This window comes from Kluyvera sp. EC_51, from assembly GCF_019584505.1.
Classification (GTDB): Bacteria; Pseudomonadota; Gammaproteobacteria; order Enterobacterales; family Enterobacteriaceae; genus Kluyvera; species Kluyvera sichuanensis.
In genome coordinates, this window is the sequence record NZ_VDAG01000001.1 from 19,449 (window position 1) to 42,530 (window position 23,082).

General features: G+C 54.2%; 21 protein-coding genes and 1 tRNA gene. 17 read left to right on the forward strand and 5 right to left on the reverse strand.

Features of this window, described 5'->3' with window-relative positions; translation table 11 throughout:
- Positions 1-26: 26 nt before the first annotated feature.
- Positions 27-2,471 carry an acyl-CoA dehydrogenase FadE gene (fadE, locus tag FHC49_RS00105; protein ID WP_185669676.1) on the reverse strand — a complete coding sequence of 815 codons (2,445 nt, stop codon included), beginning with the start codon at positions 2,469-2,471 and terminating at the stop codon, positions 27-29.
- A gap of 238 nt (positions 2,472-2,709) precedes the next feature.
- Here fadE and lpcA point away from each other — a divergent pair, with 238 nt between their 5' ends.
- Both lpcA and FHC49_RS00115 read left to right on the forward strand, forming a co-directional pair.
- Positions 2,710-3,291: a D-sedoheptulose 7-phosphate isomerase gene (gene lpcA / locus FHC49_RS00110; protein ID WP_035894459.1), complete on the forward strand. Its 582-nt coding sequence runs from the start codon at positions 2,710-2,712 to the stop codon at positions 3,289-3,291.
- Between the two features lie 41 nt (positions 3,292-3,332).
- Complete coding sequence (locus FHC49_RS00115; protein WP_185669675.1) at positions 3,333-4,100, forward strand: class II glutamine amidotransferase; 768 nt, start codon at positions 3,333-3,335, stop codon at positions 4,098-4,100.
- On the opposite strand, the gene dpaA is transcribed toward FHC49_RS00115, so the two are convergent.
- Positions 4,071-4,811, reverse strand: a complete 741-nt coding sequence (dpaA, locus tag FHC49_RS00120; protein WP_220438198.1) for a peptidoglycan meso-diaminopimelic acid protein amidase — start codon at positions 4,809-4,811, stop codon at positions 4,071-4,073. The genes FHC49_RS00115 and dpaA overlap by 30 nt on opposite strands.
- Before the next feature lie 560 nt (positions 4,812-5,371).
- On the opposite strand from dpaA, the gene FHC49_RS00125 reads away from it, so the two are divergent.
- From FHC49_RS00125 to FHC49_RS00165, 9 genes are all read left to right on the forward strand, one after another.
- Complete coding sequence (locus tag FHC49_RS00125) at positions 5,372-6,715, forward strand: Na(+)-translocating NADH-quinone reductase subunit A (RefSeq protein ID WP_185669673.1); 1,344 nt, start codon at positions 5,372-5,374, stop codon at positions 6,713-6,715.
- A 3-nt stretch (positions 6,716-6,718) separates the two neighbouring features.
- A complete protein-coding gene (locus FHC49_RS00130; RefSeq protein WP_185669693.1) occupies positions 6,719-7,957 on the forward strand; it encodes an NADH:ubiquinone reductase (Na(+)-transporting) subunit B in 1,239 nt (412 codons plus the stop codon).
- Complete coding sequence (locus tag FHC49_RS00135) at positions 7,950-8,744, forward strand: Na(+)-translocating NADH-quinone reductase subunit C (RefSeq protein ID WP_185669672.1); 795 nt, start codon at positions 7,950-7,952, stop codon at positions 8,742-8,744. The genes FHC49_RS00130 and FHC49_RS00135 overlap by 8 nt, the downstream gene beginning before the upstream one ends.
- Positions 8,737-9,375 (forward strand): NADH:ubiquinone reductase (Na(+)-transporting) subunit D, encoded by a 639-nt coding sequence (locus FHC49_RS00140; RefSeq protein ID WP_185669671.1) that lies wholly within the window; start codon positions 8,737-8,739, stop codon positions 9,373-9,375. The genes FHC49_RS00135 and FHC49_RS00140 overlap by 8 nt, the downstream gene beginning before the upstream one ends.
- A 6-nt stretch (positions 9,376-9,381) precedes the next feature.
- The gene (gene nqrE, locus FHC49_RS00145) at positions 9,382-9,978 is read left to right on the forward strand and encodes an NADH:ubiquinone reductase (Na(+)-transporting) subunit E (protein WP_185669670.1); all 597 of its coding nucleotides are present in this window, start codon (positions 9,382-9,384) and stop codon (positions 9,976-9,978) included.
- Between the two features lie 12 nt (positions 9,979-9,990).
- On the forward strand, positions 9,991-11,214 hold the full coding sequence (gene nqrF / locus FHC49_RS00150; protein ID WP_220438199.1) for an NADH:ubiquinone reductase (Na(+)-transporting) subunit F: 1,224 nt from the start codon (positions 9,991-9,993) through the stop codon (positions 11,212-11,214).
- A 2-nt stretch (positions 11,215-11,216) separates the two neighbouring features.
- Positions 11,217-11,432, forward strand: coding sequence for a (Na+)-NQR maturation NqrM (gene nqrM / locus FHC49_RS00155; RefSeq protein WP_220438216.1), 216 nt, complete (start codon positions 11,217-11,219; stop codon positions 11,430-11,432).
- A gap of 95 nt (positions 11,433-11,527) precedes the next feature.
- Complete coding sequence (dinB, locus tag FHC49_RS00160) at positions 11,528-12,583, forward strand: DNA polymerase IV (protein WP_220438200.1); 1,056 nt, start codon at positions 11,528-11,530, stop codon at positions 12,581-12,583.
- A 2-nt stretch (positions 12,584-12,585) separates the two neighbouring features.
- On the forward strand, positions 12,586-13,029 hold the full coding sequence (locus FHC49_RS00165; RefSeq protein ID WP_220438201.1) for a GNAT family N-acetyltransferase: 444 nt from the start codon (positions 12,586-12,588) through the stop codon (positions 13,027-13,029).
- A 90-nt stretch (positions 13,030-13,119) separates the two neighbouring features.
- Here the strand turns inward: FHC49_RS00165 and pepD are convergent, their stop codons facing one another.
- Positions 13,120-14,577: a cytosol nonspecific dipeptidase gene (gene pepD, locus FHC49_RS00170; protein ID WP_220438202.1), complete on the reverse strand. Its 1,458-nt coding sequence runs from the start codon at positions 14,575-14,577 to the stop codon at positions 13,120-13,122.
- 257 nt (positions 14,578-14,834) lie between these two features.
- Between pepD and gpt the strand changes: the two genes are divergently transcribed.
- The 3 genes from gpt to crl all read left to right on the forward strand — a co-directional run bounded on the left by gpt (position 14,835) and on the right by crl (position 17,103).
- Positions 14,835-15,293 carry a xanthine phosphoribosyltransferase gene (gene gpt / locus FHC49_RS00175; protein WP_010427903.1) on the forward strand — a complete coding sequence of 153 codons (459 nt, stop codon included), beginning with the start codon at positions 14,835-14,837 and terminating at the stop codon, positions 15,291-15,293.
- A gap of 106 nt (positions 15,294-15,399) precedes the next feature.
- Entirely contained in the window at positions 15,400-16,644 is a 1,245-nt protein-coding gene (gene frsA / locus FHC49_RS00180) for an esterase FrsA (protein ID WP_185669665.1), read from the forward strand.
- Positions 16,645-16,701: 57 nt separating this feature from the next.
- Positions 16,702-17,103, forward strand: coding sequence for a sigma factor-binding protein Crl (gene crl, locus FHC49_RS00185; protein WP_185669664.1), 402 nt, complete (start codon positions 16,702-16,704; stop codon positions 17,101-17,103).
- Positions 17,104-17,270: 167 nt separating this feature from the next.
- Here the strand turns inward: crl and phoE are convergent, their stop codons facing one another.
- Entirely contained in the window at positions 17,271-18,359 is a 1,089-nt protein-coding gene (gene phoE / locus FHC49_RS00190) for a phosphoporin PhoE (RefSeq protein WP_220438203.1), read from the reverse strand.
- Positions 18,360-18,646: 287 nt separating this feature from the next.
- On the opposite strand from phoE, the gene proB reads away from it, so the two are divergent.
- The 3 genes from proB (at position 18,647) to FHC49_RS00205 (ending at position 21,200) form a co-directional block, all read left to right on the forward strand.
- Positions 18,647-19,750, forward strand: coding sequence for a glutamate 5-kinase (proB, locus tag FHC49_RS00195; protein ID WP_220438204.1), 1,104 nt, complete (start codon positions 18,647-18,649; stop codon positions 19,748-19,750).
- Positions 19,751-19,760: 10 nt separating this feature from the next.
- Positions 19,761-21,011, forward strand: coding sequence for a glutamate-5-semialdehyde dehydrogenase (proA, locus tag FHC49_RS00200; RefSeq protein ID WP_220438205.1), 1,251 nt, complete (start codon positions 19,761-19,763; stop codon positions 21,009-21,011).
- 113 nt (positions 21,012-21,124) lie between these two features.
- Positions 21,125-21,200, forward strand: a tRNA-Thr gene (locus FHC49_RS00205).
- 322 nt (positions 21,201-21,522) lie between these two features.
- Here the strand turns inward: FHC49_RS00205 and FHC49_RS00210 are convergent.
- Positions 21,523-22,725 carry a hypothetical protein gene (locus tag FHC49_RS00210; protein WP_220438206.1) on the reverse strand — a complete coding sequence of 401 codons (1,203 nt, stop codon included), beginning with the start codon at positions 22,723-22,725 and terminating at the stop codon, positions 21,523-21,525.
- Between the last annotated feature and the right edge of the window lie 357 nt (positions 22,726-23,082).

A 23,082-nucleotide genomic window follows, 5' to 3' on the forward strand; every position in this document is an offset into this window, starting at 1 on the left:
CGGCTTTAAGCTCAGTGATGCGAACGTTACGCGGCTTCAACCTTGCGCACGTTGTCCGGCAGCTTTACCGGCTTCGTCGCCAGCTCGTCCGGAGCAAAGTCGTCAACGTTGATGCTACGCAGTCGGCTAACTTCTGCTTTGGTCAGAATGGCCGCTTCTTCCTGGTCAATCAAACCTTTAGCCAGCGCGTTACGTGCCAGTTCATCCAGGCGGGTAAACGGCAGGTTCTTGCCAATTTCTTTGCAAATACGCTGGTGGATAGGGTCGGCTGCCATAACATCAACCAGCGCTTCTTCCAGCAGGCCAACCGGGTTGTGTTCGCTCGGGGTCAGATACTGACCGCGGCCGATACGGGAACGGGTGGCGCTCGGCGTCTGCAGAATTTTTGCGACGCTGTGGTCCAGCTTATCGGACGGCGCGTTGTAATGACGGCCGGTCGGGAAGATAACCACGCGCATTGCCCCTGCGACAAAGCGGTTTGGGAAGTTCTTCAGCAGGTCGTCAATCGCCTGTTCTGCCTGATGCAGCGCATCCTGAACGCCCCAGTGCACCAGCGGTAAATCTGCTTCATTACGCCCTTCATCGTCATAGCGCTTCAGGACGGAAGAGGCGAGGTACAGCTGGCTCAGCACATCACCCAGACGGGCGGAGATGCGTTCACGACGTTTCAGGCTACCGCCCAGTACCGCCATCGACACATCCGACAGCAGGGCCAGGTTGGCGCTCAAACGGTTCAGATGCTGATAGTAGCGTTTGGTAGCATCGCGGGTTGGGGTCGGGCTGGTTAAGCCACGGGTGATACCCAACCAGAAGCTGCGCACTTTGTTGCTACCGACATGGCCGATGTGTTTAAACAGCAGCTTATCGAACGCGTTGGCATCTTTGTTCTGCGCCGCCGCCATCTCTTCCAGTACGTAAGGATGGCAACGAATAGCGCCCTGACCGAAGATCATCATGCTACGGGTCAGAATGTTCGCGCCTTCAACGGTGATAGCGATTGGCGCACCCTGGTAAGCACGTGCCAGGAAGTTACCTTCACCAAGCATAATGCCTTTCCCGCCAGCGATATCCATGGCATCAACGATGGACTGCTGACCGCGGTGAGTACAGTGGTACTTCACGATAGCTGACAGTACCGCCGGTTTCTCGCCGAGCATAATGCCGTAGGTAATTAATGTTGCCGCTGCGTCCATCACGTAGGCGTTGCCTGCAATACGCGCCAATGGCTCTTCAATCCCTTCCATTTTACCAATGGACACTTTGAACTGACGGCGAATGTGCGCATAGGCACCGGTCGCCAGCGCCACGGATTTCACACCGCCAGTCGAGTTAGATGGCAGGGTAATGCCGCGACCAACGGACAGACATTCAACCAGCATACGCCAGCCCTGACCGGCCATTTTCGGCCCGCCAATGATGTAGTCGATTGGCACGAAGATATCCTGACCGCGCGTCGGGCCGTTCTGGAACGGAACGTTCAGCGGGAAGTGACGACGACCAATCTCAACGCCCGGGGTGTTGGTTGGGATCAGCGCACAGGTGATGCCTAAATCTTCCGCACCGCCCAGCAGTTTGTCAGGGTCAGACAGCTTGAAGGCCAGGCCCAGTACGGTCGCAATCGGTGCGAGGGTGATGTAACGCTTGTTCCAGGTTAAACGCATACCCAGAACCTGTTCGCCCTGCCATTCGCCCATGCAGACGACGCCGGTATCCGGAATCGCACCGGCATCGGAGCCAGCTTCTGGGCTGGTCAGCGCGAAGCATGGGATCTCCTGACCACGCGCCAGGCGCGGCAGGTAATGATCTTTCTGCTCTTCAGTACCGTAGTGCTGCAGCAGTTCGCCCGGCCCTAAGGAGTTCGGTACGCCGACGGTAATCGCCAGAATGCCGGAAACGCCGGAGAGCTTTTGCAGTACGCGAGCCTGGGCATAAGCAGAGAACTCCAGACCGCCGTACTCTTTCTTAATGATCATCGCGAAGAAGCGGTGCTCTTTCAGGTAGGCCCACAGCTCTGGCGGCAGGTCAGCCATCTCGTGGGTGATAGCAAAGTCGTTAGCCATGCGGCACGCTTCTTCAACCGGGCCATCAATAAACGCCTGCTCTTCGGCGGTCAGCTGTGGACGCGGGTAGTTGTGCAGCTTTTTCCAGTCCGGGTTGCCGCGGAAAAGGTCTCCTTCCCACCAGGTGGTACCGGCATCAATCGCTTCTTTCTCAGTGCGCGACATCGGCGGCATCACTTTGCTGAACATGCGGAACACCGGCGTTGAGATCAGCGCTTTACGCATCGGCGTAAAGTTGAACGGCACCAGAATGATGGCCAGTGGCACCAGCAGCCACAGGTTCCACAGGCCAATCGCGCCGAGAGCGGCGGTCCAGGCCAGCAGAATCACGCTGCCGAGCGTCAAACTAATACGGTGATAGAAGAGTGCACCGAGTACGGCAATGGTTAAAACAATACTCAAAATCATCATAGAGAAATGCCCCTGTCTTGTAGGAGGTCTGACCACTTGTGATGTTATGGTTGTAGTTGAAGCGTTTTTATTTAGCAATGTGTTTACAAAATAATTACAACCTCGCTCACATTGTTGCTGCTTTTTAGCGCACTAAAAATCCAAACATCGGGTGAATAGATTCGTGCTTGCTTCTCTGCACTGGCGCTATCCGGTACACTAGCGATGACAATTTTATTAATGCTGAAGGATTATCCTCATGTACCAGGATCTTATTCGTAACGAACTGAATGAAGCGGCCGATACGCTGGCAAACTTCCTTAAAGATGAAGCCAACATCCACGCCATTCAGCGCGCAGCAGTCCTGCTGGCAGACAGCTTCAAAGCCGGTGGCAAAGTGCTCTCCTGCGGTAACGGTGGTTCTCATTGCGATGCGATGCACTTCGCGGAAGAGTTAACCGGCCGCTACCGTGAAAACCGTCCGGGCTACCCGGCGATTGCGATTTCCGACGTCAGCCACCTTTCCTGCGTGAGTAATGATTTCGGTTATGAATATGTGTTCTCTCGCTACGTTGAATCCGTCGGTCGTGCGGGCGATGTGCTGCTGGGGATCTCCACTTCTGGCAACTCTGCAAACGTGATTAAAGCTATTGAAGCGGCGCGTGCGCAGGGGATGAAAGTGATCACGCTGACCGGCAAAGACGGCGGCAAAATGGCTGGCTCTGCGGACATCGAAATCCGCGTACCGCACTTTGGCTACGCCGACCGTGTTCAGGAAATTCACATTAAAGTGATTCACATCCTGATCATGCTGATCGAAAAAGAGATGGTTAAAGCTTAAGATTTTCGGGGCTCCGGCCCCGATAGCTGTGGGGGTGTGATATGTGCGAACTGCTCGGGATGAGCGCCAATGTGCCAACCGATATTTGCTTTAGTTTTACCGGGCTAGTCCAGCGCGGTGGGGGCACCGGGCCGCATAAAGACGGCTGGGGAATTACCTTCTACGAAGGCAAAGGCTGTCGCACGTTCAAAGATCCGCAGCCCAGCTACCAATCTCCCATCGCCAAACTGGTGCAGGACTATCCTATTAAGTCCTGCTCCGTCATTGCGCATATTCGCCAGGCGAATCGCGGAATGGTGGCGCTGGAAAATACCCACCCGTTTACCCGCGAACTCTGGGGACGCAACTGGACCTACGCCCACAACGGGCAGCTCACCGGCTATAAATCGCTGGAGACGGGGCAGTTCCGTCCGGTCGGTGAAACCGACAGCGAAAAAGCCTTCTGCTGGCTGCTGCATAAGCTCACCGAGCGCTATCCGCGCACGCCGGGCAACATGCAGGCGGTCTTTAAATACATTGCTTCGCTGGCAGATGAGCTGCGCGAAAAAGGTGTGTTTAATATGCTGCTGTCGGACGGTCGCTACGTGATGGCGTTCTGCTCAACCAACCTGTACTGGATCACCCGCCGTGCGCCGTTTGGCGTGGCGAAGCTTCTGGATAGGGACGTGGAAATCGATTTTCAGCAGGAGACCACCGCCAACGATGTGGTTACCGTGATAGCAACCCAACCGCTGACGGGGAATGAAACCTGGCACAAGGTGATGCCAGGTGAATGGCGCTTATTTTGTCTCGGGGAGCGTATAGTTTGACGCCAGCTGCGGCTGGACCACTTCGTGGCTCAGCGGCTTGCTCACGACATAACGCCCATCAACCACGGACACCATCGGCGGCTTATGCGTCTGCTGGAAGTAGTCATAGCCCGGCTTAAGCTGCTGCCAGAAGTCGATGAAGTACGAATATTTGTGGCGCTGCATGTTGGCATCTGTCATGCGGAACGGATAGATGCTGACTTCAACGCTCGACTGACCGAAGACTAACGCGGCGGTCACGAACTGGAAGATCTCATCAATACCGGAATCGGTCATGGCGTAGCAGCCAATTGAGACACAGGCACCGTGAATCATCAGATATTTCCCTTCATAACCGTGAGCGCGGTCATAGGCGTTCGGGAAACCAATATTAATCGCTTTGTAGAAACGGCTATCCGGCTTCAGCTGGCTACGCTGCACCGAGTAAAAGCCTTCCGGACTTTTGAAATCGCCCTGACGCTGCTTCGGCCCCAGGCCGCCTGAGTAGTTGCAGATCTTATAGCTATCGAGGAGTTGGTAGGTTTCACCCATCTTGACGAAGAGATCGAGCGTGCGCTCCTCTTTGAAAATCTGGATATAGACCGGGGAGCCCATCATTTGCTGCTTATATTCTTTGCTGACAGGCGTCGTTGGCGTATTGCTGCTTAATAACCCAGCAAACGAAACGCACGGCATCAAAAGCATCGCAATAAAAAATGCGATTTTGCGCATACTACTTGTTCCTTGATAAAAGATAACAACATGCCAGGAAGGCAATCAGGAGAAAAAAGCAGACAAATCTGTTTTTTGTGCGCTCACCTTAGCACCACCGCATTTTTTCGCAAGAGGGGCGGCGGGCGTTTACCATTTCGTAATGCAATCCCGCCTGAACCCGGTGCGTTGTGCTGTTTCTCTGCCTGACGACATCAGCTACAAAGAGTGTAGGATAAGCCGATGATTCACTAGCTATCTTTGTCTGAATCGCGCTCACTTTGCGTATCGGCTCGCAATTTAGCGGCTTCAAAAGCGGAACTGCTGCATCAGTGAAAGAGAAAATGGTAAACTTTCGTTACTGAATCATTTGAGATGGAATTGAATGGTTAGGATCTCATTTGAATGGTGAATGTATTTAACTCTCAGAACAGCGTAAGAAAGGATGCTTCAATCTCACATATGCCCAATCACGGATGGTCATTGGGTTTCGGGTTTTACTCCTTTCTTTTGTTTCGTTAACCAAAACGCTGGCTTCAGCCTCGATCTGACGTCGTCGTTAACGGATACCTGCGAACAGTATGATTAAAATAACCAAAGGCCTCGATCTGCCTATAGCTGGCCTGCCCGACGGGCAACGCATTGATGATGTGACGGTCACGCGTGTTGCGGTGAAAGGTGAAGAATATATTGGGCTTCGCCCGTCGATGGCGGTCCAGGAGGGCGACAGAGTCGCCAAAGGGCAACTGCTTTTCGAAGATAAAAAGATCCCCGGCGTGCGTTTTACCGCCCCGGCCAGCGGTATCGTCAGCGCCATCCATCGCGGTGAGCGTCGGGTGCTGCAATCGGTGGTAATTGATATCGACGGCGATGATGCCGTGACGTTTAACGCCTACGCGCTCGATGAGCTGGCGACGCTGCCGCGTGAAGCGGTTGCCGCACAGCTGATTGAATCCGGCCTGTGGACCGCGATGCGCACCCGTCCTTTTAGCAAGACGCCTGCGCCGGGCACCGAGCCCGCGGCTATTTTTGTTACCGCCATGGACACCAATCCGCTGGCAGCCGACCCGCAGCCGATTATTCTCGCCCAGCGCGATGCCTTTAACGCCGGGCTGACCGTCCTGACGCGCCTGACCGACGGCAAAGTTCACGTCTGCCAGGGCAGCGGCGGCAAGCTGGGCGGGCATCCACAGGGGCAAGTGACCTTTAACCAGTTCTCCGGCCCGCATCCAGCGGGGCTAGTGGGTACTCACATTCACTTCCTTGAGCCAGTGGGCCTGAGCAAGCAGGTGTGGCACCTGAATTACCAGGATGTTATCGCTTACGGCAAGCTGTTCCTCGACGGTGTGCTTTGGACTGAACGCATTATTGCGCTCGGCGGCCCGCAGGTGAAACAGCCGCGTCTGCTGCGCACCTGTATCGGCGCGGATCTTGACGCCATGCTGGCTGGGGAACTCCACGACGGCGAAAACCGCGTTCTCTCCGGCTCCGTGCTGAACGGCACGCAGGCCGTTGGGCCGCACGCCTTCCTGGGGCGTTTCCACCTGCAGGTCAGCGTACTGAAAGAAGGGCGTGACAAAGAGCTGCTGGGCTGGGTTGCGCCGGGGCGGGATAAGTTCTCTATCACCCGCACCACGCTGGGCCACTTCCTCAAGAAAAAGCTGTTCAACCTCTCCACCGATACGCACGGCGGCGAACGCGCAATGGTCCCGATCGGCAGCTACGAGCGGGTCATGCCGCTGGATATCCTGCCAACCGTCCTGCTGCGTGACCTGCTGGCGGGCGATACCGACAGCGCACAGGCGCTCGGCTGTCTGGAGCTTGATGAAGAAGACCTGGCGCTGTGCACCTACGTTTGCCCAGGAAAATACGAATACGGGCCGGTATTACGCCGCGTATTAACGCAAATTGAGCAGGAAGGCTAAGTGATGGGCTTAAAACAGCTATTAGAAAAAGTTGAGCCGCACTTCACGCAGGGCGGCAAGCTGGAAAAGTACTACCCGCTGTATGAAGCAACGGCAACGCTGCTCTACACGCCCGGTCATGTGACGAAGGGCGCGGCGCACGTTCGTGATGCTATCGACCTGAAACGTATGATGATCCTCGTCTGGTTCGCGGTATTCCCGGCGATGTTCTGGGGGATGTACAACGTCGGTCTGCAGACCATTCCGGCGCTGCACAAGCTCTACGGTGCGGAACAACTCCAGCAGGTGATCGCCAGCAACTGGCACTACAGCGTGGCGCAGGCACTGGGCGTGAGCTTCGCCCCGGACGCAGGCTGGCTCAGCATGATGATGCTCGGCGCGGTGTTCTTCGTACCTATCTACGCCGTCGTCTTTCTGGTGGGCGGCTTCTGGGAGGTGTTGTTTGCCATCGTGCGTAAGCACGAGGTCAATGAAGGCTTCTTCGTCACCTCGATTCTGTTCGCGTTGATTGTTCCGCCAACCATGCCGCTGTGGCAGGCGGCGCTGGGGATCTCGTTTGGTGTCGTCATCGCCAAAGAGATATTCGGCGGTACCGGGCGCAACTTCCTTAACCCGGCGCTGGCCGGCCGCGCCTTCCTGTTCTTTGCCTATCCGGCGCAAATCTCCGGTGATTTAGTCTGGACGGCGGCCGACGGTTTCTCCGGCGCCACGCCGCTCTCCCAGTGGGCGAGCCACGGCGGTGAGTCGCTGGTTAACGTCGTTACCGGTCAGCCGGTGAGCTGGATGGATGCCTTCATCGGCAATATCCCGGGTTCTATTGGCGAAGTCTCAACGCTGATGATTCTGCTCGGCGGAGCACTGATTATCTTTGGTCGCGTCGCCTCCTGGCGCATCGTCGCCGGGGTGATGCTCGGCATGATGGCCTGCGCCACGCTGTTTAACCTGATTGGCTCCGACACCAACCCAATGTTCGCCATGCCGTGGTACTGGCATCTGGTGCTGGGCGGTTTTGCCTTCGGCATGATGTTTATGGCAACCGACCCGGTTTCCGCCTCGTTTACCGATAAAGGCAAATGGTGCTACGGCGCGCTGATTGGCGTGATGTGTGTGTTAATCCGCGTGGTTAACCCAGCCTATCCGGAAGGGATGATGCTGGCGATCCTGTTCGCCAACCTCTTTGCGCCGCTGTTTGATTACCTGGTGGTGCAGGCCAATATTAAGCGGAGGAAGTCGCGTGGCTGAAAACAAAAGTAACGATAGCATCGGCAAAACGCTGCTGGTGGTGCTGGTGCTTTGCCTGGTCTGCTCCATCGTGGTGGCGGGCTCCGCCGTTGGGCTTAAGCCTCTTCAGCAGGAGCAGCGCGCGCTGGATAAGCAGCGCAATATCCTGGCGGTTGCCGGGCTGATGCACGACAAAATGTCCGCCGATGAGGTCGCTGAGATTTACGCGGCCCGCGTTGTACCGCGTCTGGTGGATTTAAAAAGCGGCGAAATTCTCGACAAAGACCCGGCGAAGTTTAACCAAAGCCAGGCGCTGAAAGACCCCGCGCAAAGCGTCGCGCTGGCCTCTGGCGAAGACCCGGCGGGAATTCGCCGTCGCAGCAACGTCGTGGAAATCTACCTGATTAAAGATGAGCAGCAGAAGTTGCAGGAGATAGTCCTGCCGGTGTACGGCAACGGCCTGTGGTCGATGATGTACGCCTTTGTCGCGCTGGATACTGACGGGCGTACCATCCGCGGCATTACCTACTACGACCAGGGGGAAACCCCAGGCCTCGGCGGTGAAATTGAAAATCCGAACTGGCGTGCGCAGTTTGTGGGTAAACGGGTGGTGGACGATAGCGGCAAACCGGCGCTGCGCGTGGTGAAAGGCGCAGCACCGCAGGGTGACCTCTATGCCGTTGACGGCCTGTCCGGCGCAACGCTTACTGCTAACGGGGTGCAGCACAGCTTTGATTTCTGGATGGGTGAAATGGGCTTTGGCCCGTTCCTGAAACAGGTGCGTGAAGGAGGGCTGAACCATGGCTGAGCAGGGTGATATGAAAGAGATGAAGCGGGTACTCGTTGGCCCGCTTATCGCCAATAACCCAATTGCGCTGCAGGTGCTTGGCGTCTGTTCGGCGCTGGCGGTCACCACCAAGCTGGAGACGGCCTTTGTGATGACCATCGCGGTGACGTTGGTCACGGCGTTCTCAAGCATGTTTATCTCGATGATCCGCCATCACATTCCGAATAGCGTGCGTATTATCGTACAGATGGCGATTATCGCCTCGCTGGTTATCGTCGTCGATCAGCTACTGCGCGCGTTTGCGTTCGAGACCTCCAAACAGCTCTCGGTGTTCGTCGGCCTTATCATCACGAACTGTATCGTGATGGGGCGTGCTGAAGCTTACGCCATGAAGTCTCCGCCATTGGCGAGCTTTATGGACGGTATCGGCAACGGTCTGGGCTACGGCGCTATTCTGCTGATCGTCGGCTTCCTGCGTGAGCTTATCGGCAGCGGCAAGCTGTTTGGTATCACGGTGCTGGAAACGGTGCAGAACGGCGGCTGGTACCAGCCTAACGGTCTGTTCCTGCTCGCGCCGAGCGCGTTTTTCATTATCGGTTTGCTGATCTGGGCGCTGCGTAGTTGGAAGCCGGAACAGCAGGAAAAGGAGTAACCGATTATGGCTCATTACATTAGTCTGTTTGTCCGCGCGGTGTTTGTTGAAAACATGGCGCTGGCCTTCTTCCTGGGGATGTGTACTTTCCTCGCGGTGTCGAAGAAAGTCTCCACCGCCTTCGGCCTGGGTGTGGCGGTGACGGTTGTGCTCGGCCTTGCCGTGCCAATTAACAACCTGGTCTATAACCTGGTGCTGCGCGACGGCGCGCTGGTGGACGGCGTGGATCTCAGCTTCCTGAACTTCATCACCTTTATCGGGGTGATTGCGGCGCTGGTGCAGATCCTCGAGATGATCCTCGATAAATACTTCCCGTCGTTGTATACCGCGCTCGGTATCTTCCTGCCGCTTATCGCGGTGAACTGTGCCATCTTCGGTGGCGTATCGTTCATGGTGCAGCGCGACTATAACTTCGGCGAGTCCATCGTTTACGGCTTTGGTTCTGGTATTGGCTGGATGTTAGCGATTGTCGCCATGGCCGGTATTCGCGAGAAAATGAAGTATTCAAACGTGCCCGCGGGACTGCGCGGCTTAGGGATCACCTTTATCACCACCGGATTGATGGCATTAGGTTTTATGTCGTTCTCCGGTGTGCAGCTATAAGGGCCGTTAATCATGGAAATATTACTTGGCGTAGTGATGTTTACGCTGATTGTGCTGGTGCTGTCGGTGCTGATTCTGTTCGCCAAATCGAAACTGGTGAATGCCGGTGACGTGGTTATTGAAATCAATAATGAAGCGGACAAACAGATCAAAACGCCGGCCGGTGACAAGCTGCTGAATACGCTCTCCAGCAACGGCATCTTTATCTCATCTGCCTGCGGTGGCGGTGGTTCCTGTGGCCAGTGCCGGGTGAAGGTGAAAGAGGGCGGCGGCGATATTCTGCCGACCGAGCTTTCGCATATCACCAAGCGCGAAGCCAAAGAGGGCTGCCGTCTGGCCTGTCAGGTTGCCGTGCGTCAGGATATGAAAATCGAACTGCCGGACGAAGTGTTCGGCGTGAAGAAGTGGGAATGCGAGGTTATCTCTAACGATAACAAAGCCACGTTTATTAAAGAGCTGAAGCTTGCCATTCCGGCAGGAGAAAGCGTGCCGTTCCGCGCTGGGGGCTATATTCAGATTGAGTGCCCGCCGCATAAAGTGGCCTACGCCGACTTTGACGTGCCGGATGAATACCGCGGCGACTGGGATAAGTTTAATCTGTTCCGCTACGTCTCCGACGTCAAAGAGCCGACTCTGCGCGCTTACTCAATGGCGAACTACCCGGACGAGAAGGGCATGATTATGCTCAACGTGCGTATCGCCACGCCGCCACCGTCCGCGCCTGACGCACCGCCGGGGATTATGTCTTCCTATATCTGGTCGCTCAAAGCGGGCGATAAGGTGACGATCTCCGGGCCGTTTGGCGAATTCTTTGCTAAAGAGACCGAAGCGGAAATGGTGTTTATCGGCGGTGGCGCCGGGATGGCACCGATGCGTTCCCACATCTTTGACCAGCTTAAGCGTCTGCACAGCCAGCGTAAAATCAGCTTCTGGTACGGCGCACGTTCGCTACGAGAGATGTTCTACCAGGAAGAATTTGAAAAGCTGGCGCAGGAGAATCCGAACTTCACCTTCCATATCGCGCTTTCCGATGCGCTGCCGGAAGACAACTGGACGGGCTATACTGGCTTTATTCATAACGTCCTGTATGAAAACTACCTGCGCGACCACCCGGCACCGGAAGACTGCGAGTTCTATATGTGCGGGCCGCCGATGATGAACGCAGCGGTTATCAAAATGCTTAAAGATCTTGGCGTTGAGGATGAAAACATCATGCTCGATGATTTTGGAGGCTGATGATGTTAACGGTCTTTCTGGCGACCTTCGGCATTTTTGTGCTGGTGATTTTTGGCATGTCGCTGGGCTATATCGTGAAGCGGAAAAGCCTGCAGGGCAGCTGCGGCGGAATTTCTTCGCTGGGGATGGAGAAAGTGTGTAACTGCCCTGAACCCTGCGATGCGCGCAAAAAACGCATGGCGAAGGAAGCGCAGCGCCAGCAAAACCGTATCCTGTAGTTCCTCTTTTCGCCCGGCGCTGCCGGGCGATTTGTATTCTTCTCATTTGCCAATGTTATGCTGTATACTTATCCAGTGGTAAGTGAGGGCTAACGATGCGCAAAATAATCCATATTGATATGGACTGCTTCTTCGCGGCGGTGGAAATGCGCGATAACCCAGCGCTGCGCGATATCCCTATCGCCATCGGCGGCAGTCGGGTGCAGCGCGGAGTGATAAGCACGGCGAACTATCCGGCGCGCAAATTTGGTGTGCGCAGCGCCATGCCGACCGGGATGGCGCTAAAACTCTGCCCACATCTCACGCTGCTTCCAGGGCGCTTTGAAGCCTATCGTGAAGCGTCCAATCATATCCGGGAGATATTCTCCCGCTATACTTCGCTTATCGAACCGCTCTCGCTGGATGAAGCCTATCTGGACGTTAGCGCGAGCCTCCACTGCCACGGCTCGGCTACGCTGATGGCTCAGGAGATCCGCCAGACTATCTTTAACGAACTCTCTCTGACCGCATCGGCGGGGGTGGCGCCGGTGAAGTTTCTCGCCAAAATCGCCTCTGACCTCAACAAGCCTAACGGCCAGTTTGTGTTGACGCCGGACGAGGTTCCCAGTTTTCTCAAAACCCTGCCGCTCGGCAAAATCCCCGGGGTGGGTAAGGTGTCGGCCGCTAAGCTTGAAAGCATGGGGTTGCGTACCTGCGAAGATGTACAAAACAGTGACCTTGCCATGCTGCTCAAGCGTTTTGGTAAATTCGGGCGGATCCTCTGGGAACGTAGTCATGGGATCGACGAACGTGAGATCCATAACGATCGCCAGAGAAAGTCGATCGGCGTGGAGCGAACGCTGGAAGAGGACATTCATGAATGGGCCGACTGCGAAGCGATTGTCGAACGTCTTTATCCCGAACTGGAACGGCGACTGGCGAAAGTTCGGCCGGACCTGCGTATTGCCCGGCAGGGAATAAAACTCAAATTTAATGATTTCCAGCAAACCACCCAGGAGCACGTCTGGCCGAAGCTGACCAAAGACGATCTGCTCGCCACGGCCTATCAGTCCTGGCAGGAACGCCGCGCCGGGCGCGGGGTGCGCCTGGTTGGCCTGCACGTTACGCTGCTCGACCCGCAGCTGGAAAGGCAGCTTCTTTTAGGGATTTAACCATGCTTATTCGTGAGTACCGTGACGGTGATTTTTCCACGCTGTGCCAGATTTTTCAGCGTGCGGTAAGAGAAACCGCCAGCCAGCACTACTCGCCCGCCCAGGTAAACGCCTGGGCGCAGGTAGATGAAGCCCGCTGGCGGCAAAAAATGGCCGACTCTCTGGTTCAGGTGGCGACGGTTGATGACGTGCCGGTGGGTTTTGTTACCGCCGTTGAGTTTTATATTGACCTGCTGTTTGTTGACCCATCGTATTCACGACAGGGGATCGCCAGCGCATTGCTGAAAGCGTTGTTCGCCAGGCTCCCGACGGGAACGTTAACGGTAGAAGCAAGTATCACGGCCAGAGCGTGTTTTGAACGGCTGGGATTTGTGGTGGTAGCAGAACAAGCGGTGGAAGCGCGCGGTGAGACGTTTGTGAACTATCGGATGGAGAAGGTCAGGTAGGGTGGTGATATTCCCGGCGTCGTTGCACTCGGCCGGGCTACATTATTCGTAGCCCGGCCAGGCGAAGCGCCGCCGGGAACGGCTCAAAACTTACTTCGCCGGAATCGCTTTCAGCAGTTCCGTCAGCAGCTGCCAGTACTGGCCAACGCTTTCGATATGAACCTGCTCATCCGGAGAGTGTGGCCCGGTGATGGTTGGCCCAATGGAGACCATATCCATGTCTGGATAAGGTTTCTTGAACAGACCACATTCCAGACCAGCGTGGATGATCTGAATGTTCGGAACCTTGTTGAACAGACGCTGATAGGTTTCACGCACCAGGTGCATCACCGGAGAGTTAGCGTCCGGCTGCCAGCCTGGATAGCCGCCTTTCGGCTGGGTTTTAGCACCGGCCAGCGCGCCCAGAGATTCCAGCATGCTCACCACGTAATCTTTACCGCTGTCGAGCAGGGAACGAATCAGGCAGTGAATGGTAGCGGTATCTTCAGTCATGGACACCACGCCCACGTTCAGAGAGGTTTCAACCACGCCTTTCGCCACGTCGGAGTTACGAATCACGCCGTTCGGAGTCGCGTTCAGCAGTTGAATGAACGCATCGCGAGAAGCGGCGGTCAGCGCTTTACCGTCAACGGTCTGGGTTTCCAGAACCAGCGTCAGGTTTTTCTCTTTCGCCGACAGTTCGTTTTGCAGAATGTGCAGGTAGGTATCAACCAGGCCTTTCAGCGCATCAGCTTTATCCGCTGGGATTGCCAGCGCAGCAGAGGCTTCACGTGGAATCGCGTTACGCAGGGTGCCGCCGGTGAAGTCGACCAGACGCAGATCCAGCTCGCTCGCATGAGCGACCAGGAAACGGGCCAGCAGTTTGTTGGCGTTGCCGAGACCGAGGTGAATATCACCGCCGGAGTGGCCGCCTTTCAGGCCTTTCAGCGTCAGCTTGAAGCCCTGGAAGCCCGCAGGAATCGCTTCGCGAGTCAGCGGCAGGTTGCTGGTGAAGTCGATACCACCGGCACAACCCATGTAGATTTCACCCTCTTCTTCAGAGTCGGTGTTGATCAGAATGTCGCCCTGCAGCCAGTTTGGTTGCAGACCGAACGCGCCGTCCATGCCAGTCTCTTCGGTCATGGTCAGCAGTACTTCCAGCGGACCGTGCTCAACGGACTCGTCGGACAGTACCGCCAGCGCGGAAGCCATACCGATACCGTTATCGGCACCCAGCGTGGTGCCACGTGCTTTTACCCACTCACCGTCGATGTACGGCTGAATAGGGTCTTTGGCGAAGTCATGAACGGTATCATTGTTTTTCTGCGGCACCATATCGAGGTGGGCCTGCAGTACAACCGGTTTACGGTTTTCCATACCCGGGGTCGCGGCTTTGCGAATCAGAATGTTGCCAACCTGGTCGCGCTCTGCGTGAAGACCTTTTTCTTTCGCCCAGCCAACGATATGCGCGGCGAGCTGCTCTTCATGATGAGAAGGGTGCGGAATAGAACAGATTTTGGCAAAAATATCCCACAGCGGCTGCGGGGATAATTGAGACAGTTCAGACACGGTGAGTCTCCTTACGGCGTTCTGCAAAAGTCGCTTGCAGGTAAAGGGTTAGCACATACACATACCACAAGACTGGCTTGCGCGATGGGGTTGAGAATACCACTTTCTGCCTCTTCCGGTAGAACAAACCACGTAAAAAGCGTGCCGGATTCCGCTTAACACTGGTTTTTAGTGCGTCAGATCTCTATAATCTCGCGCAACCCATTTCCCCCTTGAACATTTTTTAAGCCGTATAACATAGGCTGGGACAACTTCACATGAGCGAAAAATACGTCGTCACCTGGGACATGTTGCAGATTCACGCACGCAAACTGGCCGCACGCCTGATGCCTTCTGAACAGTGGAAAGGCATTATCGCCGTTAGCCGCGGCGGTCTGGTACCGGGCGCACTGCTGGCACGTGAACTGGGCATTCGTCACGTCGACACCGTATGCATCTCCAGCTATGACCACGACAACCAGCGCGAACTGACCGTTCTGAAACGCGCTGAAGGCGATGGCGAAGGCTTTATCGTTATTGACGACCTGGTAGACACCGGCGGTACCGCGGTAGCGATTCGCGAAATGTACCCAAAAGCTCATTTCGTCACCATCTTCGCTAAACCAGCTGGTCGTCCGCTGGTTGACGATTATGTTATTGATATCCCGCAGGATACCTGGATTGAACAGCCTTGGGATATGGGTGTGGTGTTCGTACCGCCTATCTCAGGCCGTTAATTCTGTCAATTAATGCGCTTCCAACGCCCGGTTATGCCGGGCGTTGTTTTATTTAACGTCCTACGCGTTACAATACATCCAGGAAAGTATCTATGGAGGTTTTGTGATGCCAGAAGCTAATCTCAGCGAAACGCTATTCAAGCCGCGCTTTAAACACCCTGAAACGTCAACGCTGGTACGCCGGTTCAACAATGGTAGTACCTCCCATATGCAATCGGCGCTCAGCGGCAATAACGTACCGCACTGGTACCGCATGATTAACCGCCTGATGTGGATCTGGCGCGGTGTTACCCCGCAGGAAATTCTCGATGTGCAGGCGCGCATTGTGATGAGCAAGGCCGAACGTACCGACGATGAACTGTATGACACCGTGGTGGGCTATCGCGGCGGTAACTGGATTTATGAATGGTCTTCTCAGGCCATGCTCTGGCAGCAGAAAGCGACCCAGGAGCAAGACGAAGCCCTCAGCGGCCGCCACTGGCTGCACGCCTCAAACCTTTATAGCATTGCCGCGTACCCGCACCTGAAAGGTGACGATCTCGCCGAACAGGCGCAGGCGCTGGCAAACCGTGCCTATGAAGAAGCGGCTCAGCGCCTGCCGGGTGAAATTCGTGAACTCGAGTTTGCCATTCCCGGCGGTTCGCCGGTCACCGGCTTCCTGCATATGCCGAAAGGCAATGGCCCGTTCCCAACGGTGTTGATGTGCGGCGGGCTGGATGGCCTGCAAACCGATTACTACAGCCTTTATGAGCACTACTTCGCGCCGCTCGGCATTGCGATGCTGACGCTGGACATGCCGTCGATTGGCTTCTCCTCTAAATGGAAGCTGACTCAGGACTCCAGTATGCTGCACCAGCACGCGCTGCGTGCGCTGCCGGATATTCCGTGGGTTGACCATACCCGCGTGGCGGCGTTTGGCTTCCGCTTCGGCGCGAACATTGCCGTGCGTCTGGCCTATCTGGAAGCGCCGCGACTGAAAGCCGTTGCCTGTCTTGGCCCGGTGGTACACGGCCTGCTCAACGACCCGCTGCATCAGGGGCGTGTGCCGGAGATGTATCTCGACGTGCTGGCTTCGCGCCTGGGTATGCACGATGCCTCCGATGAAGCACTGCGCGTCGAACTGAATCGCTACTCGTTGAAGACTCAAGGTCTGCTGGGCCGACGCTGCCCAACGCCGATGCTGTCGGGCTACTGGGATAACGATCCGTTCAGCCCGGAAGAGGAGTCGCGGTTAATTGTTTCGTCATCTGCGCAGGGCAAACTGATGCCGATCCCGTTTAACCCGGTGTACCGTAATTTCGATCGTGCTCTGAAAGAAATTGCCGGGTGGATCAATAATAGATTTTGTTAATATATTGCTAAATTCTATTGATTTGGTAAAACAGTTGCATCACTAAAGGAGATCGCAATGACGTTACCGAGTGGACACCCAAAGAGTAGATTGATCAAGAAATTCACTGCGCTTGGCCCCTATATCCGCGAAGAACAGTGCGAAGATAACCGCTTTTTTTTCGACTGTCTGGCGGTATGTGTAAACGTAAAACCTGCGCCGGAGAAGCGTGAGTTCTGGGGCTGGTGGATGGAGATGGAAGCAGAAGAACGCCGCTTCACCTACAGCTACCAGTTCGGCTTGTTCGATAAAGAGGGGCACTGGCAGGCCGTCGCGATCAAGGACCCTGAGGTCGTTGAACGTCTGCAGCAAACGCTGCGCGGCTTCCATGAGCGGGCAAAAGATCTGCTGGCGACGCTGGATCTGGCACTGGAACCCGCCGATGGGTTTGCCAATGAAGCGGTGAAGCGTACCGCGTAGTGCATGCTTGATGGCGCTACGCTTATCAGGCCTACGGTTCATTCTGTAGGCCGGATAAAGCAAAGCCGCCATCCTGCAACGTCAAATATAAAAGGCCAGCAAACTTTGCTGGCCTTTTATATTAAGAAGCAAATAACGCCAGTTGTCTGGCGTTATTATTTTCAACCTTAGAACTGGTAGGTCATACCAACGGCTACGACGTTATCCGTCATAATCGCCAGGCGTTTAGTGACCGCAGTTTCATCAACCAGGTTGATTTTATAATCAACAAAGGTGGACATGTTTTTGTTGAAATAGTAGGTCGCGCCTACGTCAACATATTTCATCAGGTCCTGATCGCCGATACCATTGCCCAGGTCTTTACCTTTCATCTGCACGTAGCCCAGGGATGGACGCAGACCGAAATCGAACTGGTATTGTGCTACCGCTTCGAAGTTCTGTGCTTTATTGGCGAAGCCCTGATCGATATCTGCCTTCCCTTTAATTGGGGTCATATTGCGGGTTTCGGTATAAACCATCGCCAGGTAAATGTTGTTGGCATCGTATTTCAGGCCAGTGCCCCATGACTCTGCGTTTTTACCGCCGTTAGCCAGAGATTTTAGCTGCTGAACGTTGGTACGGTCAGAGTTGGTGTACGCTGCGCTGATAGCGAAATCGCTGCCGCCGAAGTCATAGGCAACAGAGGTACCGAAGCCGTCGCCGTTAGCGGTATCGTAGGCGCGGTCATTTTTACCCTGATATTGCAGGGTTACATCAAGACCATCGACCATGCCAAAGAAGTCGGTGTTGCGATAGGTCGCCAGGCCGCTGGAGCGCTTGGTCATAAAGTTATCGGTTTTGCCGGTAGAGTCACCGCCGAATTCCGGGAACATATCGGTCCAGGCTTCAACGTCGTACAGCGCGCCCAGGTTACGACCGTAGTCAAAAGAACCGAAGTCTTTTAATTTCAGACCAGCAAATGCCAGACGAGTTTTCTGTGAAGAGGTGGTGCTGCTTTCTTCTTTATTGCCGGCAAACTCAGATTCCCAGCGACCATAACCGGTCAGCTGGTCGTTAATTTTGGTTTCGCCTTTAATGCCGAAACGAACGTATGTTTTATCGCCATCGGAGCTGGAATCATCGCTCATGTAGTGCATTGCTCTTACTTTGCCGTAAACATCCAGTTTATTACTATCCTTGTTATAAACTTCTGCTGCCATAGCTGAAGAAGAAGCAATAATACCCATCATCGTTAATGCCAGAGTTGTTTTTTGCATTTCTCAATCCCGATTTTTTAGCTTTAAAATTTGCTGTGAAAGACCACTGTGAAAAAACAGGAACGTTTTTATCCTTCCCGTGTTAAAAATTTATGACAATGTCAGATTAAATATAAAAAAGTATGTTTAAGTTTTTCTGTCATAAAAATGTCAATATTCTCCACTAGGCTGCCTGATCCCGCGCAACAAAACCCCTCGCTTTCTGCGCTGCCTGTTGGCAAGCGGCCTGACACCTGCTACAACGTTGGTCTGGTATTGATATTTCTTATTTTTAACGGCAGAGAATCATGAGTGATAGTCAGACGCTGGTGGTCAAACTGGGCACCAGTGTTTTAACGGGCGGATCGCGCCGCCTGAATCGCGCGCATATTGTCGAACTGGTTCGCCAGTGCGCTCAGCTCCACGCAGCTGGGCATCGAATTGTCATCGTAACGTCAGGAGCAATTGCCGCCGGGCGTGAGCATCTGGGTTACCCTGAACTGCCCGCGACTATTGCTTCCAAGCAACTGTTGGCTGCCGTTGGCCAGAGCCGCTTAATTCAGCTCTGGGAACAGCTGTTCTCCATCTATGGTATCCACGTCGGTCAGATGCTGCTGACCCGCGCCGATATGGAAGACCGTGAGCGCTTCCTCAACGCCCGTGACACCATGCGTGCGCTGCTTGATAACAACATTGTTCCGGTAATTAACGAAAACGATGCGGTGGCGACCGCAGAGATTAAGGTTGGCGATAACGACAACCTCTCCGCGCTGGCGGCGATTCTGGCCGGTGCCGATAAGCTGCTGCTGCTCACCGATCAGCAAGGGCTGTTTACCGCCGACCCGCGCAGCAACCCGGACGCCGAGCTGATTAAAGATGTCTATGGCATTGATGACGAGCTGCGTGCCGTCGCCGGTGACAGCGTGTCTGGTCTGGGCACAGGCGGCATGGGCACCAAGCTGCAGGCCGCTGACGTTGCCTGCCGCGCCGGTATCGACACCATTATTGCTGCCGGTAGCCTGCCGGGCGTGATTGGTGACGTGATGGCGAATGCCTCCGTTGGCACCCGTTTCCATGCGCAGGATACTCCGCTGGAAAACCGCAAACGCTGGATCTTTGGCGCACCGCCAGCGGGTGAACTGATTGTGGATGAAGGCGCCACCTCGGCGATTCTGGAACGCGGGAGTTCATTACTTCCAAAAGGCATTAAAAACGTGACAGGCAACTTCTCTCGTGGTGAAGTGATCCGCATCCGTAGCCTTGCAGGCCGCGACATCGCCCACGGTGTAAGCCGTTACAACAGCGATGCGCTGCGCCTTATCGCCGGGCACCACTCGCAGGAAATTGACGCCATTCTTGGCTACGAGTACGGCCCGGTTGCTGTGCATCGCGACGACATGATCACCCGCTAAGGAGTTAAACATGCTGGAACAAATGGGCATTGCCGCCAGGCAGGCCTCCTATAAACTGGCGCAGTTATCCTGCCGCGAGAAAAACCGGGTTCTGGAAACCATTGCCGATCATCTGGAATCTCAAAGCGAAGAGATTCTTGTGGCTAACGCTGAAGATTTAGCCCAGGCACGCGAAAACGGCCTGAGCGAAGCGATGCTCGATCGTCTGGCGCTGACGCCAGCCCGCCTGACGTCGATTGCGAACGACGTCCGCCAGGTATGCATGCTGGCCGATCCGGTAGGGCAGGTGATTGACGGTGGGCTGCTCGATAGCGGCCTGCGCATCGAACGTCGCCGCGTCCCGCTGGGCGTAATCGGTGTGATTTACGAAGCTCGTCCGAACGTCACCGTTGACGTCGCCGCGCTGTGCCTGAAAACCGGCAACGCCGCCATTCTGCGTGGTGGGAAAGAGACTTATCGCACCAACGCCGCCACCGTCGGCGTGATTCAACGCGCCCTGAAAGAGTGCGGCCTGCCAGAAGCCGCCGTTCAGGCCATCGACAACCCGGATCGTGCGCTGGTGAGCGAGATGCTGCGTATGGATAAGTATATCGATATGCTGATCCCTCGCGGCGGCGCTGGCCTGCATAAGCTGTGTCGTGAGCAGTCGACGATTCCGGTGATTACCGGCGGTATCGGCGTTTGCCATATCTATATCGATGACTCCGCAGAGATTGACGCGGCGTTGAAGGTTATCGTCAATGCGAAAGCCCAGCGTCCGAGCGCCTGTAATAGCGTCGAAACGCTGCTGGTGAATCAGTCCATTGCCGATAAGTTCCTGCCAGCGCTGAGCCAGCAAATGGCCGATAGCGGCATTACGCTGCACGGCGACGACACCGTGATGCGTGAGCTGAAAGGCCCGGCGAAGCTGTTGCCGTTAAAGGCTGAAGAGCTTGATAACGAGTATCTGTCGCTGGATCTTAATGTGGTGCTGGTGCCGGATATTGATACCGCTATTGCACACATCCGCCAACACGGTACCCAGCACTCCGATGCGATCCTGACCCGCACCCTGAGCAACGCCAACCGTTTCATCAACGAAGTGGACTCCTCAGCGGTGTACGTCAACGCCTCCACCCGCTTTACCGACGGCGGCCAGTTCGGCCTGGGCGCGGAAGTAGCAGTGAGCACGCAAAAACTGCACGCGCGCGGCCCAATGGGCCTTGAAGCACTGACCACCTACAAGTGGATCGGCTTCGGCGATGATACCATTCGTGCGTAATTGATAGCGGGCGGTGCAAAAATAGGCGGTTGATTAACCTGACTATTGACGCATCGCCCGGTTAGTTTTAACCTTTTGTCCCGTGATTCACGTTCGTGAACACGTCTTGCAGGGCCGATATAGCTCAGTTGGTAGAGCAGCGCATTCGTAATGCGAAGGTCGTAGGTTCGACTCCTATTATCGGCACCATTAAATCAATCAGTTACGATTAACACCCCTCTTTGTCTGCATCATGAATTTTTTCGTGTAACCGCATGTGTAAGTAATTTTCGTAAACGTACATCAACAATAGAACATCCGTATATCTGATTGGTTCAGTCTTGTTGATTTTTTCATCTTGATGAAACGATGTTCCAGATATTGATGTCGGACATTTTTAGTGATGTGCACGAAATATTAAGCTGCTATTCTTGCTTAGGCAGCAAGAATAGCATCTTAACAGGCCTATACAGGAGGCGGTTTGGAAACGGAAAATCTAGCATATTTAGGGTGTTATTTAACCAATCCTACATCAGAAATCCTTTTTCAATACCAACACACAGTAGTAAAGCGTTGTCTTGATCAGATGATTCAAGTTGTGAACTTCTCTAAACAAAAGCAGTGACTTACGAATGAATTCAATGAACGTAATTTCTTGTGCTTTCTCTCTGTTCATCCCTTCTTTGAAAGGGTAATACGTGATGACCTGAGTAGACTCCTTGTACTCATATTTGTAATGGGCTATCCCGTTTCTTAGTCGATTATCAATTGCCGTTTCATCAATCTTGTAGAAGCATTTATCAATAAACTGGAGTTTGGTTCCCAGGTCGGCATCGGCAAAAGCATTCAATGAAACAGCCTCCCGGCGCGGCTCATTCCTTCTCGTCACTTTCAAAGAGGGTTCAAATTCATTGTGATCACCGCGATGCAGAAGATTGTTAAGCCCCGCCAATAAGATCAACTGCCTAGAAAACACTTCTGCTAAGTCTTTATAAAAGTTGTTACAGGTATCAAAATCTGCTGTTGAAATCCTTGCAGCAACCGGGTTGTACTCCCCCTCTTTAACGTAGTCATAAAAGAACGTCGCGCGAAATGGCAGATCTAACTCGATGATTTTAGGGTAAAGACTAAGGCAGTCTTGATGCAGATTTTGGAGGAAATTATTTGCCAGAATCTCATCAATATAAGCGACAGTTTTGTCATGATGATGCGCGTGAAGCCATTGATAAAGACCAGGTAGTTCATTAGAAAGCTCTTCGTTTTGCTCATGAATAGTAAAAGGGGATGACATGATTGAAGTAGCTGAGTACAACGCGGCCAATACGTCTTGTTTTTTATGAGAACGCAATGTAACCCCGGGTATCTTGTTGCAGATCCCATCTAACTTATCGATGTCGCCACGTTTGTACTGGGTAATAATGCGCTGCAAGTCTCTTTGCATCGGAAGAAGGCGATTCAATACCTCAAGGCGTTGAGCAAGATGATAATATGCGTCTTCACCAAGTTCACTGACAACCCGTATGAATGTCGTTTTCCCCATTTCGTACTTGCCAAAGTAGGCAGGGAAATCTAGATGCAAATCGACAAATGGGTTTTCCCCTTTAAATGGCCCATCAAAATCAACAATGTCCTCTGCCCCTTTTAACGTTCCATCCGGATGGCCAATAATGAAAGAAATACATTCCTCACATACCGGGCAAGCAAACTGAAATGGTTGTACTTCTCTGTTGGACATGCCAATCCTGCAATCGATCAATGTACCGCAGGTATCGCATTTGAAGCATTTGCAGATGTTCATCCTTCCTCACCTTCATCTTTCTGATTAGGCTGTAATTCTACCTTACTGCAACGATGCTTTCACGACGTGAGGCCTGACTTACCTAGGGGCGGTTTAGAGATCGAGAATTATTGTACGGTATGCCCGTTTTTGAACGGGTGGTGTTATCGCAATAGGGTGTACTCTCCCGCTATATGGCATTTGGAGTGGATTTTCCCTAACCGGATAACCTAAACGCGATGCTGCTAAGACGATAATTTAAAACCGATAGCCACTGGCACTAAATCAATCCCTTATGGGCTGGAGTGGTTAAAT

What these genes read in the sequence shown, in the direction of transcription:
- FHC49_RS00115 (WP_185669675.1), top strand. Translation starts at nt 3,333, where the DNA reads ATGTGCGAACTGCTCGGGATGAGCGCCAATGTGCCAACCGATATTTGC.
- FHC49_RS00130 (WP_185669693.1), top strand. Translation starts at nt 6,719, where the DNA reads ATGGGCTTAAAACAGCTATTAGAAAAAGTTGAGCCGCACTTCACGCAG.
- gpt (WP_010427903.1), top strand. Translation starts at nt 14,835, where the DNA reads ATGAGCGAAAAATACGTCGTCACCTGGGACATGTTGCAGATTCACGCA.
- dinB (WP_220438200.1), top strand. Translation starts at nt 11,528, where the DNA reads ATGCGCAAAATAATCCATATTGATATGGACTGCTTCTTCGCGGCGGTG.
- nqrM (WP_220438216.1), top strand. Translation starts at nt 11,217, where the DNA reads ATGTTAACGGTCTTTCTGGCGACCTTCGGCATTTTTGTGCTGGTGATT.
- crl (WP_185669664.1), top strand. Translation starts at nt 16,702, where the DNA reads ATGACGTTACCGAGTGGACACCCAAAGAGTAGATTGATCAAGAAATTC.
- frsA (WP_185669665.1), top strand. Translation starts at nt 15,400, where the DNA reads ATGCCAGAAGCTAATCTCAGCGAAACGCTATTCAAGCCGCGCTTTAAA.
- FHC49_RS00140 (WP_185669671.1), top strand. Translation starts at nt 8,737, where the DNA reads ATGGCTGAGCAGGGTGATATGAAAGAGATGAAGCGGGTACTCGTTGGC.
- nqrF (WP_220438199.1), top strand. Translation starts at nt 9,991, where the DNA reads ATGGAAATATTACTTGGCGTAGTGATGTTTACGCTGATTGTGCTGGTG.
- nqrE (WP_185669670.1), top strand. Translation starts at nt 9,382, where the DNA reads ATGGCTCATTACATTAGTCTGTTTGTCCGCGCGGTGTTTGTTGAAAAC.
- FHC49_RS00210 (WP_220438206.1), bottom strand. Translation starts at nt 22,725, where the DNA reads ATGTCCAACAGAGAAGTACAACCATTTCAGTTTGCTTGCCCGGTATGT.
- proA (WP_220438205.1), top strand. Translation starts at nt 19,761, where the DNA reads ATGCTGGAACAAATGGGCATTGCCGCCAGGCAGGCCTCCTATAAACTG.
- FHC49_RS00125 (WP_185669673.1), top strand. Translation starts at nt 5,372, where the DNA reads ATGATTAAAATAACCAAAGGCCTCGATCTGCCTATAGCTGGCCTGCCC.
- FHC49_RS00165 (WP_220438201.1), top strand. Translation starts at nt 12,586, where the DNA reads ATGCTTATTCGTGAGTACCGTGACGGTGATTTTTCCACGCTGTGCCAG.
- lpcA (WP_035894459.1), top strand. Translation starts at nt 2,710, where the DNA reads ATGTACCAGGATCTTATTCGTAACGAACTGAATGAAGCGGCCGATACG.
- phoE (WP_220438203.1), bottom strand. Translation starts at nt 18,359, where the DNA reads ATGCAAAAAACAACTCTGGCATTAACGATGATGGGTATTATTGCTTCT.
- fadE (WP_185669676.1), bottom strand. Translation starts at nt 2,471, where the DNA reads ATGATGATTTTGAGTATTGTTTTAACCATTGCCGTACTCGGTGCACTC.
- proB (WP_220438204.1), top strand. Translation starts at nt 18,647, where the DNA reads ATGAGTGATAGTCAGACGCTGGTGGTCAAACTGGGCACCAGTGTTTTA.
- dpaA (WP_220438198.1), bottom strand. Translation starts at nt 4,811, where the DNA reads ATGCGCAAAATCGCATTTTTTATTGCGATGCTTTTGATGCCGTGCGTT.